The 14,004-nt window shown below is 56.7% G+C and carries 14 protein-coding genes; 9 read left to right on the top strand and 5 right to left on the bottom strand.

The window, feature by feature from the left end; genetic code table 11:
• Positions 1-8: 8 nt before the first annotated feature.
• From paaZ to GV827_RS04235, 9 genes are all read left to right on the top strand, one after another.
• Entirely contained in the window at positions 9-2,036 is a 2,028-nt protein-coding gene (gene paaZ / locus GV827_RS04275; protein WP_164352465.1) for a phenylacetic acid degradation bifunctional protein PaaZ, read from the top strand.
• Complete coding sequence (locus GV827_RS04270; RefSeq protein WP_164352464.1) at positions 2,023-2,811, top strand: PaaX family transcriptional regulator C-terminal domain-containing protein; 789 nt, start codon at positions 2,023-2,025, stop codon at positions 2,809-2,811. The genes paaZ and GV827_RS04270 overlap by 14 nt, the downstream gene beginning before the upstream one ends.
• Positions 2,812-2,854: 43 nt before the next feature.
• A complete protein-coding gene (locus GV827_RS04265; RefSeq protein ID WP_164352463.1) occupies positions 2,855-3,469 on the top strand; it encodes a ribonuclease D in 615 nt (204 codons plus the stop codon).
• Positions 3,466-4,428: a KpsF/GutQ family sugar-phosphate isomerase gene (locus tag GV827_RS04260; RefSeq protein ID WP_164352462.1), complete on the top strand. Its 963-nt coding sequence runs from the start codon at positions 3,466-3,468 to the stop codon at positions 4,426-4,428. Before GV827_RS04265 ends, GV827_RS04260 begins: the two co-directional genes overlap by 4 nt.
• A gap of 5 nt (positions 4,429-4,433) precedes the next feature.
• Positions 4,434-5,042 (top strand): LPS export ABC transporter periplasmic protein LptC, encoded by a 609-nt coding sequence (gene lptC, locus GV827_RS04255; RefSeq protein ID WP_164352461.1) that lies wholly within the window; start codon positions 4,434-4,436, stop codon positions 5,040-5,042.
• Between the two features lie 4 nt (positions 5,043-5,046).
• Positions 5,047-5,541, top strand: a complete 495-nt coding sequence (lptA, locus tag GV827_RS04250; protein ID WP_164352460.1) for a lipopolysaccharide transport periplasmic protein LptA — start codon at positions 5,047-5,049, stop codon at positions 5,539-5,541.
• Positions 5,541-6,299: an LPS export ABC transporter ATP-binding protein gene (gene lptB, locus GV827_RS04245; protein WP_164352459.1), complete on the top strand. Its 759-nt coding sequence runs from the start codon at positions 5,541-5,543 to the stop codon at positions 6,297-6,299. The genes lptA and lptB overlap by 1 nt, the downstream gene beginning before the upstream one ends.
• Positions 6,300-6,549: 250 nt before the next feature.
• On the top strand, positions 6,550-7,113 hold the full coding sequence (gene hpf, locus GV827_RS04240) for a ribosome hibernation-promoting factor, HPF/YfiA family (RefSeq protein ID WP_164352458.1): 564 nt from the start codon (positions 6,550-6,552) through the stop codon (positions 7,111-7,113).
• A gap of 44 nt (positions 7,114-7,157) precedes the next feature.
• Positions 7,158-7,622, top strand: a complete 465-nt coding sequence (locus GV827_RS04235; RefSeq protein ID WP_164352457.1) for a PTS sugar transporter subunit IIA — start codon at positions 7,158-7,160, stop codon at positions 7,620-7,622.
• Positions 7,623-7,636: 14 nt separating this feature from the next.
• On the opposite strand, the gene GV827_RS04230 is transcribed toward GV827_RS04235, so the two are convergent.
• The 5 genes from GV827_RS04230 to galE form a co-directional block, all read right to left on the bottom strand.
• A complete protein-coding gene (locus tag GV827_RS04230; protein WP_164352456.1) occupies positions 7,637-9,067 on the bottom strand; it encodes a sulfotransferase family protein in 1,431 nt (476 codons plus the stop codon).
• On the bottom strand, positions 9,068-10,765 hold the full coding sequence (locus tag GV827_RS04225) for a DUF5927 domain-containing protein (protein WP_164352455.1): 1,698 nt from the start codon (positions 10,763-10,765) through the stop codon (positions 9,068-9,070).
• On the bottom strand, positions 10,762-11,712 hold the full coding sequence (locus tag GV827_RS04220) for a glycosyltransferase family 2 protein (protein WP_204325708.1): 951 nt from the start codon (positions 11,710-11,712) through the stop codon (positions 10,762-10,764). Before GV827_RS04220 ends, GV827_RS04225 begins: the two co-directional genes overlap by 4 nt.
• A 105-nt stretch (positions 11,713-11,817) precedes the next feature.
• Positions 11,818-12,990 (bottom strand): glycosyltransferase, encoded by a 1,173-nt coding sequence (locus GV827_RS04215; RefSeq protein ID WP_204325707.1) that lies wholly within the window; start codon positions 12,988-12,990, stop codon positions 11,818-11,820.
• Positions 12,991-13,015: 25 nt separating this feature from the next.
• Positions 13,016-13,999, bottom strand: coding sequence for a UDP-glucose 4-epimerase GalE (gene galE, locus GV827_RS04210; RefSeq protein WP_164352452.1), 984 nt, complete (start codon positions 13,997-13,999; stop codon positions 13,016-13,018).
• Positions 14,000-14,004 lie beyond the last annotated feature (5 nt).

Genomic DNA, 14,004 nt, shown 5'->3' with positions numbered 1-14,004 from the left:
AGCATTGCATGCTGGACGTCCAGAGTTTCGCTGCCGGGCAATGGATCGCGCCGGGCGCAGGTGCGCGCAGCATCGCCAGCGCCATTACCGGAGAGGTGATCGCTCAGGCGGGCAATGATGCGCTCGATGGGCAGGCGATGCTGGGCTATGCGCGGGATGTCGGCGGGCCTGCGCTGCGCAAGATGACGTTCCATGATCGTGCGCGGATGCTCAAGGCCGTCGCGCTTTACCTGATGGAGCGCAAGCAGGCGCTTTATGATCTGAGCTATGACACAGGCGCAACGCTGTCCGATCACAAAATTGACGTGGACGGCGGCATCGGCACGATGCTGGTCTTTGCCTCCAAGGGCCGGCGCGAGATGCCGGATGGGCATGTCTATCTTGACGGCGGACCAGAGCAACTGGGCAAGACCGGTGCCTTTATGGGGCGCCATATCTGCACACCGCTGCAGGGCGTCGCGGTACATATCAACGCGTTCAACTTCCCCGTCTGGGGCATGCTGGAAAAGCTCGCCCCGACCCTGCTGGCCGGGGTGCCTGCCATCGTGAAACCGGCAACGGCAACCTGTTACGTCACCGAAGCCTGCGTGCGCATGATGCTGGACAGTGGCCTGTTGCCTGCGGGATCGGTGCAGCTTGTCTCGGGCGGTCTGGGCGACATGCTGGATCATCTGGGCTGTCAGGACGCGGTGGCATTCACCGGCTCAGCCGATACCGCGCTCAAGCTGCGGGGCAACCCCAAGCTGATGGAACATTCTGTCCGCTTCGCGTCCGAGCAGGACAGCCTGAATGCCTCCGTTCTCGGCCCCGACGCCACACCCGGCACGCCTGAGTTCGATCTTTTCGTCAAGGAAGTGCACCGGGAGATGACGGCGAAAGCGGGTCAGAAATGCACCGCCATTCGCCGCATCATGGTCCCGCAAGCGCAGGTCGATGCGGTTATCGACGCAATCAGCGCGCGTTTGGGCAAAACGATCATTGGCGATCCCCGGCTGGAAGGGACGCGCATGGGCGCGCTGGTATCCAACAGCCAGAAACATGACGTACTGGAAAAAGCAGCGCTGATCGGTGCCGAGGCCGAGCGCGTATACGGCGACCCGGACACAGTGCAAATCGAAGGGGCCGACAAGGACGCCGGCGCGTTTGTGCCTCCGATGCTGTTCCACTGCGCTGATCCCGACGCGGCAGAAAGAGTGCACGATACCGAGGCTTTCGGCCCCGTCTCAACTGTGATGCCTTATCGCGATCTGAACCACGCGGTCAGCCTGTTGAACAAGGGCAAGGGATCTCTGGTCGCCTCCGTCATTACCAACGACGGCGATGTAGCGCGGGAAATCACCTTGGGCTCCGCTGCCTTTCACGGGCGGCTGTACTTCAACAATCGCGCCTCAATGGGCGAAGCCACCGGGCACGGCTCTCCTTTACCTCACATGGTGCATGGTGGTCCGGGCCGCGCGGGCGGCGGCGAAGAGCTGGGCGGCATCCGTGGCGTCATGCATTACATGCAGCGCACAGCGATTCAGGGCAGCCCCGATATTCTGACGGCGATCGGCCAGCAATGGGTACCGGGAGCAAAAGAAATCAGCGATCAGGCGCATCCTTTTACCCGGAGCTTCAATCAGATCGAACTGGGCGAAACCTTCAATTCTCCCTCTCGCGAAGTCACGCTGGAGGACATCGAAACCTTTGCCCATTTCACCGGCGACACCTTCTATGCCCACATGGACGAGGAGGCCGCCAAGGCGAACCCGTTCTTTCCGGGCCGCGTCGCCCATGGCTATCTGTTGCTTAGCTTTGCAGCAGGCCTGTTTGTTCAGCCTGATCCCGGTCCGGTGCTTGCCAACACTGGCCTGGACAATCTGCGCTTCATGGCGCCGGTTGCAGCCGGAGACAGCATTCGTGTTCGCTTAACCGTAAAGCACAAGACGCCTCGCAATGAAGAATATGGTGAAGTACGCTGGCACGTAACGCTATATAACCAGAACGATGATGTAGCGGCCGAGTATGAACTGCTGACGATGAATGCCTACGGATAACTTCATATCACAAACTACAGCCTTGCGCGCGCTGGGTGGGCGGCGGGTGTGGTCGCTGATGATCAGCCTTTTCGGCGATCTGGCGCAGGACCGCGGGCAATCCATTGACGGACCTGTGCTGTCGGCGATTATGAAAGGTCTCAAGGTCAAGCCAGAGGCGGCTCGCGTTGCCCTTCACCGCCTGCGGAATGACGGCTGGATCGTTTCAGAGAAATCGGGGCGGATCAGCCAGCACAGCTTAAGCGCAAAGGGTCGCGCGGAAAGTGCCGCCGCCAGCCCGCGCATCTACGCAGATCCTTCGGAAATGGTTCAGGAATGGCAGCTGATCTTCACCAGTGACAAGGGTCCGCAAGTCGATGACATGGCGGCCTTGGGATTCTCTGCAATCCAGCCGCGCGTTTATGTGGGACCGGCCACAGCCACGCCACCCGACGATGCCCTGGCCTTTTCTGGCAATGATGTACCTGTTTGGCTGCGCAAAGAGGCAGAGCCACATGCCCTGCGGCAAGGGTACACTGAACTGCTGCAAACGCTTGCGGCCTTGCAGGATAGTTTGCCGGAGGCGGATGACCTGTCACCGGTTGAGGTTGCTGTGTTGCGCTGCCTTATCGTCCACAACTGGCGGCGGCTGGTGCTGAAGCATCCGACGCTTCCTGCGCCACTGGTCAGCCCCGATTGGCCCGGTCACCTGTGCCATCTTGCGGTCTGTGATTTGCTGACCCGCTTCCCCCGTCCCAAGCTCAAGGAAATTGAGCAGTACCGCGCCGCGGCGTGAACCACGCTTTCCCACGCCCGCGTTGCAGGCTATAGCGAGTGCCATGACAAATTTTCTCTATCAAAATGACTTGCCCGATGACCTCGACCTGGGGCCGATGGTTGCCATTGACTGCGAAACCATGGGGCTGCACCCGCACCGCGACCGGCTGTGCGTCGTGCAATTGTCCGGTGGGGACGGCAACGCCCATCTGGTGCAAGTCGCCAAGGGTCAAACAGAAGCGCCAAACCTGTGCCGTCTGCTTGAAAATCCGAATGTGCTGAAGCTGTTTCATTTTGGGCGGTTCGATATCGCCGCGTTGCTTAATGCCTTCGGTGCGGTGACTGCACCGGTCTATTGCACCAAGATCGCCAGTCGCCTGATCCGCACCTATACCGACCGGCACGGTCTGGCGAAACTGCTGCAGGAATTGCTGAGCATCGACATATCAAAGCAGCAGCAATCATCCGACTGGGGCGCTGCAGAGCTGACCGAGGCCCAGCTTGAATACGCTGCGTCAGATGTCCTATATCTTCACCGGCTCCGCGACAAACTGAACGAAATGCTGGAACGCGAAGGCCGGATGGAGATCGCACAGGCCTGTTTCGACTTTCTTCCGATGCGGGCACGGCTTGACCTGGAAGGCTGGCCCGACACGGATATCTTTGCGCATTCATGAAAACCCCGTTCATCGACACCGCCGCCCGCGTGATCCGGGCCGAGGCCACGGCGCTGAACACGCTGGCAGAGGCTTTGGATGACCGCTTTCGCCGCGCCATCGACATGCTGCGCGAAACCAGGGGTCGCGTGATCGTCACAGGGATCGGTAAATCCGGCCATATCGCGAACAAGATCGCCGCGACACTGGCCAGTACTGGTACGCCCGCACAATTCGTCCACCCGGCCGAAGCAAGCCACGGTGATCTGGGTATGATCACACGAGATGATGTTGTGCTGGCGATCTCGAACTCAGGTGAAGCTCCGGAACTCGGCAACCTCATCGCCTATTCACGCCGTTACGAGATCCCCCTGATCGGACTGACAAGCCGCGAAGACAGCACATTGGCGCGACAATCCGATGTGGTTTTGCTGCTCCCCCGCGTGGAAGAAGCATGCGGTACCGGGGTTGTGCCCACAACCTCGACCACGATGACACTTGCCATGGGCGATGCGCTTGCCGTGGCGCTGATGGAACATCGCGATTTCACCGCCGAGAATTTTCGCAACTTCCATCCCGGCGGCAAGTTGGGCGCGCAACTCAGCTTGGTTGGCGACCTGATGCACACAGGCGATGCGATGCCATTGGTGACTGAGGATGCCGATATGTCAGCAGCCCTGATCGAAATCAGCGGCAAGGGGTTTGGCGTGACCGGTGTGATCGATGCGGATGGCCGCCTGATCGGCATTATCACGAATGGTGACCTTAGCCGTCACATGGACGGACTGCTGTCATTGAAAGCACGCGATGTGATGACACGCAATCCGGTGACGATTGATCCGAACGCCTTGGCTGAAAAAGCCGTGGGCGTGATGAATACGCGCAAGATCACCTGCCTGTTGGTGGTTGACCCCGATGTCGCTGAAAAGCCGGCGGGCCTTTTGCATATCCACGACTGTTTGCGCGTCGGACTGGGATAGCCTTCATGCAGCTGGACCGCTATTCCCGAATGGTTGGCTGGCTCAAGGTGCTTTTGCCGTTAATGGCACTTGGATTACTATCCACGCTGTTCCTGCTGTCCCGCGTGGTGGATCCGGAATCAGTCATTCCTTTTGCCGACAAAGAGATTCAGGACCGCCTGCGCGATCAGCAAGTCACCGGCCCGGTCTATTATGGGGTGACCCCAGAAGGCGATGAATTGTCTTTTGCCGCTGAAAAGCTGACGACACCAAAAGAACAGACCGGCGCCAATGACGCCGAACAGGTAGAAGTCACCATGAAACTGGCGTCAGGCTCTCGTGTGACTCTGACGTCAGATCACGGCCGGTTCGACATGGCCGCAAACCGCGCTGATCTGGATGGTGACGTGGTTATCACCACCTCGACAGGCTACCAGATCAAAAGCGATAAGCTGGTGACACGGCTGTCAACTCTCGACGTCCACTCTCCCGGTCCGGTTCATGCCGATGGCCCACTAGGCACCCTCGATGCGGGGGCAATGCAACTGAATGCGGGCAAGGCGGGGGACGCCGCTCAATTGGTTTTCACAAACGGGGTGAAGCTGATATATGTGCCCAAACCCGACGAAGAGTGACCCCGTGAAAAAACTGCGAAATTTGCTGCTGCCCCTTTTCTTGGCGACCGCCGCAGCACCCGTATTTGCGCAAGGGACGAACGTCGCTTTCGGCGCATTCAAACAAGACACCAACCTCCCGGTTGAGGTGACCGCAGACAATCTGTCGGTAGATCAGGAAACCGGGATCGCAATTTTCACAGGAAATGTGCTGATTGGTCAGGGAGAGATGCGCCTGTCTGCCCCGCGCGTGCTGGTTGTCTACCAGGAACAGCAGAAGGGGATCGAACGGATGGAAGCGACAGGTGGCGTGACGCTGGTGTCCGGCTCCGATGCCGCCGAATCAGATCGCGCGGATTATTCGATCACTGACGGTGTGATCGTGATGACCGGCAATGTCTTGCTTGACCAAGGTCCAAATGCACTGAGTGCGGACCGCATGACCGTGCAACTTTCTGATGGAACCGCGCAGATGTCGGGGCGTGTGAAAACGATCATTCAAACGGGTGGCGACAACTGATGTCCGCGCCTGACCTGAAGGTCGCGGAAGGCTCTGCCGGCCTTCGTGTTGAACACCTGCGGAAATCCTACCGCAAGAAAGTCGTGATCCGCGATTTTTCGATGTATTTGAACCGCGGCGAAGTTGTCGCGCTGCTGGGACCAAACGGGTCAGGCAAGACAACAACGTTTTATGCCATTGCCGGACTGGTCACGCCCGAAGGCGGCACCGTAACCGTGGACGGCAAGGATGTCACCATGCTGCCCATGTACAGGCGCGCGCAGCTTGGCATCGGCTATCTGCCTCAGGAAATGAGCATTTTTCGCGGATTAAGTGTTCAGGACAACATCAGCGCGATCCTCGACATCTCAACGCCGCACCGCCACCGGCGCCGCGAACGGCTTGAGGAACTGCTGTCGGAATTTTCCATCGAACATCTCCGCCGTGCGCCCGCACTTGCCCTGTCTGGCGGGGAAAGAAGACGGGTTGAAATTGCGCGCTGCCTTGCCGCTGACCCGAAATACCTGCTGCTGGACGAACCCTTTGCAGGCGTTGACCCGATTTCAGTGGGCGATATCCGCGCATTGGTCGCGGACCTCAAGAACCGGGGCATCGGTGTGCTGATCACAGACCATAACGTGCGTGAAACGCTCGAAATTGTGGACCGTGCCTATATCCTGCACGAAGGAAAGGTGCTGATGTCGGGCACACCGGACGAGGTTGTTCAGAACGAAAATGTCCGCCGCGTCTATCTTGGTGATAATTTTCGTATTTCTTAATAAATCACAAAGATTTAATCGAAAAATTTGCTGTAGCGTAAAGTGCTAACCATTGACTTTGAACCCGATTCCGCGCCTGATGGACGTATGGCAACACTGCGTTCCTGCTTGATCCTGCACCGGCCTTATCGCCAAGGCATGGACCGGCATAATCCGGACGGAAAGCCATTTATCCGCATTTAGCATGACCAGTATCACCACAATCGTGGTGCCTCTGCCGTCATGTTGATGACAAGAATAAGGAGAACCTATGCGGTACCAAATCAGCGGCAAACAAATCGACATTGGCGATGCACTTCAGACCCACGTGAAAGAAGAATTGGGCGGATCTGTCAAAAAGTACGCCGAGCGTCCTACTGATGCCCAGGTGATATTTTCAAAGTCGGGGCACGAGTTTGTCTGCGAGGCGACCGTACATCTTTCTACCGGACTGACCGCATCGGCCAAGGCACATAATAACGACATTTACGGTGCCTTCGATGCCTGCAACGAGAAGATGGAAAAGCAATTGCGGCGCTACAAGCGGCGGTTGAAAGATCATCACAAGGACCGCGTAGAACCGGTTGAATTATTCGGCGCTTCCTCTTATATCCTCGCCTCAGAAAGCGATTCAGACGCACAGGAACCTGAAACACTCCAGCCTATGATCATTGCTGAGATGCAGACAAAGATTGCCACCTTGTCTGTCGGCGAAGCGGTCATGCAAATGGAATTGTCAGGTGATCCGGTGCTGGTGTTTCGGAACGAGAGCAAAGACGGGTTGAACGTCGTGTACCGCCGCGAAGATGGCAACATCGGCTGGATTGACCCATAGGGACAAGTGGCGGGCAATGCCCGCCTTAAAACAGAGCGAGCTGTATGGAATTTGCAAAACTCCTCAAGCCGGAGGCCGTCAAGGTATTGACGTCGGCCTCCAGCAAAAAGCGACTGATGCAGGATATCAGCGATCTGGTACAGACTGCCTATGGGTTGGACGCCGACAAGGTCGTCGAGGCGCTGATGACGCGCGAATCCCTTGGCCCGACAGGGGTTGGGCATGGTGTTGCCCTGCCCCACGCCCGGCTTGAAGGTCTGGACGAGGTTGTCGGTGCTTTTGTACTGCTGGACAAACCGATTGATTTTTCCTCGGTGGATCGTCAGCCCGTCGACGTGGCCTTTGCGCTTTTTGCACCCGAAGACGCTGGCGTTGAGCATCTCAAGGCTTTGGCGCTTGTCTCCAGGACGCTGCGTGACACCAGCATCTGCAACAAGTTGCGCGCCAATCCCGATGCATCGACCCTGTTCACAATCCTGACAGAAGAGAATTCGGTGCAAGCGGCCTGAGACCGCTCTGCGTCTTATTTCCAGCGCGAAAACCCAAACATCATATAGTCGCGCTGATAGGCGTCTTCGGTCAGCTTCTCGATCTCATCGTCATAAATCTGTTGAAGTGCAAATGGCTGATCCTCTGGGGCATCGGGAACCTCAGGCACATCTGACTTTCCCACGGCACGCGCCAAATCAGACAATTCATGCGCCAGATCTTCTTCACGAATGATCCTGTCGGGCAAGCACAGGTCGCCAAAGCCCATGATCGCTTGCGTCTGGGTACACCACGCGGGATCCACACGGATAGCGGTCTGGCCCGATAGATTACCCTTCAGAAACACCAGAAATGCCGCAAAGGCAGCGCGATGGGCGCCCAGATCATAGTTTGCGTCCGGCCCGTTCTCAGGCAGAGGCAACTTGTAGCGCCGCATCATCGTCTTACGCAACTGGACATAACTTCCCTTGCCCACAGGCAGGATATGTCGACAGAACGCATCATGCGCCCGCTGCACCGGGTGGCGCAGCACGGTAAAGCTGCGGTGCCCGAGATGTTTGCGTTTCCACTGGCGCAGGTCTTTCTGGGTCATCTTCATATGCAGATCGGGCCGCTCAACCCCATCCAGCGCCGCCAGCCAGCGCACCACCTGGGCTTGCGGCCCACTGCGCAAGGGCATGTACAAAAGCGCGCTTTCCGCTGCTGCCACATAGGACGGCACATTCGGACCCCGGCGCGGTTCGAAATTTGGCGTGCGGGACAGATCGAACCGATCCAACTGCGAAAGCGCCTTGAGCATATCGTCGTAATTGCGCACCTTTGCCGATATCGGACTGGGGTTTTGCTTTTTCAGGCTCTTGTCGAGCGCCTCAAGCTGTTCATCCACACCAAGATATTTCGCCAGCCCATTCATCACCTCAACGCTCTGCAGGTCTTCGTAGGCCACGTAAAATGCCGCCTGACCGCTGGTTTGCAGCCTGTTCTGCAATGTGACCTGAAACGCTTGCAGCGCCTCCAGATGGTTTGCAAATTCTTTTGGGTCAAACATTACCTGCGCAACCTTGTGCGCTTTGACGTCCGTCAGCTTCCACTGCCCCGTTTCCTGCGCAATTTTCCAGCTCACATAGCTTTCAACCGGGTTGCGCGTCAAAACGACTTTGGCACAAGTCGGATCGTCTACGATCGCATCAAAAACCCGTGGATCGTGGTCATGGAAATATCGAAAACCGCTTAACCGTGCTGTATTGTTCCTGATCGCCGCCAACAGCACTTTTGGATCCGCATCGCGTGTCTTTAGATCAACACCAAGGATCGGGTCGCTGTTTGGATAGCCCATAAAGTGCGGGTTAAACGCCTCACCATGACAGTTGATGCCCTCAAACGCATTCAGGTTCGCCTCAAGAAAATTTGACCCCGTCCGCATCTCTGCAAAGACAACGAAACTCTGAAACTTCGTGCTTTTCATTTATTGTACCAGATAGGGTTTGCGCTGTGTCTTGGGCATGTTTTCAACGCCTCTCTCAACCGGGAAATCGCCCATCAAATAGGGGTGCATACCTTGGTTCTTGAGGTTCTGAAGGAACTGCCCAAAGCCCGACAAATCGACCATCTTGGGCGCCTCTGACAAACGGCGCAACTTGGTGCGCCCGATCTCATCCAAGATACCCTGCAGCGGCTCCATCGGGGCCTCGATGAACTCTGCCATCGTCCAGATCCGCACCCGTGCCTTGGTGTAAGGCGAACGCAGGACGTCCATATGTTCACTTTCTATCTTTTGCAGCCTCGCAGCAATCGCGCGGATCGCAGCAAAATCAAGGTTCGACCGGAATAACGGCACGGCCCATGCACCGGTGATGACCGATACCTGTGCATTGGGGTCTTTCGCGATGCGCCAGTTGATTTCCTGATTGTCATCCGGACCAAACTGGAAACACTGGCGTTCCCCGCGGGTGTTCCAGATCAGGTTCGTCAGAAAGGCCTTTGCATTATAGTCCCGCAAAACTGGGCTGTCGGAAAGGGCGCCGTTGATCGCAGTTTGACCATCAGCGTAGTGCACACGGTCTTTCGCAAAGATGTGGCCATGCACACGCGCACCTGTCGCGGCAGCCAACCAGGGTTCGAAATTCTCAAACAGCTCCGAAAACCCCTGGAACACGGAATAGGGTGCTGCGGTAACACCATTCTCCCAATCCTCATTGGGAAAACGGCTTTGCATATAAAGCCCCGAACGGCCACGCGTACGCCGTTCAACCGCCTTGGAAAAGATACGGTCGATCTTGCCCGGGTTCGGCTCTGTTCGTTTCATCGCGCCAGCGGCATCGGTCAGAAACGCCTCATACAGACGATCAGCATAGGGCCAGATCTTCCGCGCCACGAAACAATCCGAACGGCGCAAAAGCTGTAGATGGTCGTCGTAAAAAATATGAGGCTTACCTTGGAAATCGAACTTGGACAGGGTCAAAGACCGGCTTTCGATGTTTTCCGAGTACTGTCGCGTCAGTGTCTGAAAATAGCTTTCGTCAGGGATCCAGACCTGAGAGAAGAACCGGTCATAAGTCGGCCGCTCTGGGTCTTGCAGAATGGCCGACAAGGTGCGGCGCGACAGGCACCACCACTGCGATCCCATGTGCGGAAGGATGCCGTTTGGCATCTTACGGCTCATTCCCAACTTGCGCTGGATGTTGACGAAGAAATCGAAAAGATGGCGGTGTCGTTTCCAAGACACCGGGAACCGCAGGGTAAAGCGTTCCTCATCCAGGCCACCGACGGTCCAGGGCACCTCGGAAGTGGTCGCGCTTTCTATGAAATCAGTATTGGGCCGTTCGTCGAGATAGTCGATCAGTTCCTGCACAGGTCGCAATGGCAGACAGGAACCAGAGGCAAGGTACACATGCCGCACGCTTGGATAATGCGCCATCATCATTTCCGAAGCCGACTGCGTCGCCTCAACGATCCCCCAAGTACCCCATTCACACCGGTACCGGCCGCAGAAGCGCACCTCCGAAAGATCGGAAAGTGCGGCAACAAATGCGTCATAGGTTTTGCGGGGAACAACCTTGTCCACGTGGATCACGACAGGACAGCCGGCTGCCGACCAATGCCGTGCCACCTGTTCGGCACGGCCAAGCGCCGTATGCACCAGCATGACAATCCCGACGGTCACGCCCAGTTTCCTTTGGACATCAGGCCGAGAATCTCAAGCTGTCGCCAGTTGATGTACCGTTCCGACCACTTGCACCAAAGCTGAGGATCGTCTTTCAACCGTTCGGCATAAGCCTTGTATTCAACCGATCCGGCATAGTGTTGCCCACGTTCAAGTTCCTCTTTTGCCTTCGCGCCAAAGGTATCCAGGAACTTTGCATGCAGCAGCACACCTGACGCTTTTTCACCGCCCCATTCGTCGTAGACCTGATTAAGACCGCGCGGCAAAAGCATGTGCGTTGAACTGACATAAGCATAGCGCTTGTCCCACTTGACCAACGGCACCTTGTTCAGCGCTGGTGCCTTCTCTGGTTCATCTGCAAAGAAGACCCGCGCACGGGGACCCCCTTGAATCCACAGGTTCGTAAAACGGTGATTGCGCGAGATCGTGTAATTGCCGCTGTCAAACCAGCAGGCAATATCCATAGGGTCCTGACCCGCTTGATAAGGTTGCTCGTCCAGACGTCCCTTCGGGTACATGTCTAGGATCATAGCCGAGAACGACTTGATCGACGACGCATCAAGCCAGTCGGTCAGTGCACGCAGAGGACGCGTATCGCAAAACGGGTAGACCAGAAATTCATCCGGATCGACGGTCAGCGCCCAATGGCCATGCGCATATTTGATCTGCAACCAGTTCAACCAGTCGACCCCGAAACGCGAACGTTTGTAACTTGCTGTCGTGTGCCACAGGGATACGTCAGGCTGATCCGCGAGATAGGCCAACGACCCATCGTCGCTGTCGTTGTCCACGAAAAAAAAGTGTCCGATGCCCATCTTGCGGTAATAATCAAGGAAATAGGGCAGCCTGATCCGCTCGTTCCGCTGGGTACAGAACAGCAAAAGATCATCGGCGCGGATCTGATCCGTCCGGTTTACAACACGCTTGAGTTCCCGACGCTTCCGCATTGCACGGATGCGCCAACGCTTACGTTGAAGCCTCAGCCCGTATGACTGAATTATGCCCAAACACCACCTTCTAAACTCAGAAAAACGCCGCTCTTGTTCGCAATATCAAGTTAACCTTAACACAGTCTTGAAATGATCCGACCATTCCGGACCCTCGAAACCAGCACCTGAGACCGCTTCTGACGGGCTATTTTTCCAACTATTCATTGTTTTTAGCCAGTTTTCTGTATCAGAAACAGGGGCAAATGTGGCGTAGGTATCCAGAACCTCATGCAAGACGGCCAGATCGTTGCATAAAACACGCGATCCAAGCATCAGCGCCTCAGTCGGTGGCAGGCCGTAACCCTCTGCAAAGCTGGGAAAAAGCATCCCGGCACTCTGCTGAATGAGCGCAGCCAATGCAGCGTCAGACAGTCCTGGTAGCTCTGTGACGGGACTATCAGGTGGCAAGGCGTCAAGCCGGGCAAAAACCGCATCATTATTCCAACCGCGGCTGCCACATATCAGCAACGGCGGCGCATCTGATCCCATTTGCTCCCACAGATCCAGCAGAAATGCGTGGTTCTTACGCGGCTCAATCGTGCCGACAGTGACGAAATAAGGCTGCGCCGGCGGCAGTCCTTGTGGCAAGCCGCTTGGATCAGGTGTGGGCATCATTGTTCCCAAATGCGCAACAATCGAAGGTGGCACCCGCCCCCAAGACCGCATCTGAGCCTCAGCCCGGCGTCTTGTATCGTCAGAATTGTAAATCACGCTGTCGGCCAGCCGCGCAACCCGCTGCAGCTTTTCACGAAACGGACGGACGGTCCCGGATCTTTGGAAATTCGGGTGCTCAAGCGGGATGACATCATGGATCAGAACATGCGTCCGCCCCTGCGCATATGAAACGCTTCTCAAGACCCGCTCAGTCAGATTGCTATGGCCGACATTGAAATAGTCAAATCCGTCAGACAAAAGTCTGGTCAACATCTGCCGCAATCGCGCAGGCACACAGCGGCCAACCGCAAGGCGCCTTACATCGGTTTCTGCCTGCATTAGAGCCTGATCTCGGCCCCTTGGGAGCCGTGACAGCAGGTCTGGGTGCCCCCAGTTTTTTGCGCCCACAACCCTGTCATGGAATGCGCGCATGCCGCCGACGTCCAACATAACGTAACCGAACGCCGTCCGCATCAGCGCGTAGGCCGGTACATCATCCTCGATAAACCTATTCAGATAGGCCTGCTCGACCCGATCAACGCCCGTGGGGACACGGCCCGCCCGGCGCAGTCTTCTCGTCAAATCCAAGAGCCGCGCCTGTCCCATCTCAGCGCTCGTAATGGCCAGTCTGATGCCATCTCCACGCGTCTGTGATCATCTGCTTCATGGTGGATCTGTGGGGGTTCCATCCCAGTTCATCCATCGCCCGCTGGGAACCAGAGACAAGCTTGGTACAGTCTCCGGCGCGGCGTGGGCCCTCGATGTATGGCACGCTTCGATTTGTCACCGCATGACTTTGATCCAACACTTCGCGTACAGAAAATCCGGCCCCTGTGCCAAGGTTGAAAACGCGGCTCCCCTTGTTGTCCTGCAGCCACTTCAGGCCCAGAATATGCGCATCTACCAGATCACAAACATGCACATAGTCTCTGATACAGGTCCCATCAGGCGTGTCGTAATCCGTCCCAAAGATCGTTAGCGCATCGCGCTTGCCGTCGATCGCATCCAGCATAAGGGGCACCAGATGTGTTTCAGGTTGGTGGAATTCGCCCACCTCTCCATCGGGATCGGCGCCAGCGACATTGAAGTACCGAAAAATCACGTGCCGCAGACCATGCGCTGCCTCGAAATCGCGCAACATGTCCTCAATCGCGCGCTTTGATGCACCGTAGGCATTGATCGGATGTTGGGCAGTGTTCTCATCCAGCACCACATTGTCCTGATCGCCATAGGTCGCGCAGGTCGAGGAGAATACGAAATCCAGGCAACCCGCCGCCACAGCAGCCTCGATCAGGTTAAGCGATCCCGCAACATTGTTACGCCAGTAAAGGCCCGGATCCCGCATGCATTCACCCACAAGGCTCAGGGCTGCAAAATGCATCACTGCAACCGGTTCGTATTTTTCAAAAACAGTGTCTAATAGGGCCCGATCAAGCAGATCGCCCTGCTCAAAAGGACCAAATTTTACCGCGTCCTGCCAGCCTGTCACCAGACTGTCCAATGTGACAGGCGTAAACCCGGCTGCTTTCAGCGCCTTACAGGCGTGCGACCCGATATAACCGGCACCACCCGTTACCAATACGTTTCTCATGCTGC

The sequence above is a fragment of the Sulfitobacter sediminilitoris genome, from assembly GCF_010667575.1.
Classification (GTDB): domain Bacteria; phylum Pseudomonadota; class Alphaproteobacteria; order Rhodobacterales; family Rhodobacteraceae; genus Sulfitobacter; species Sulfitobacter sediminilitoris.
Note: the sequence above shows the minus strand (reverse complement) of the source record. Positions and strands in the feature narration are given on the sequence as shown.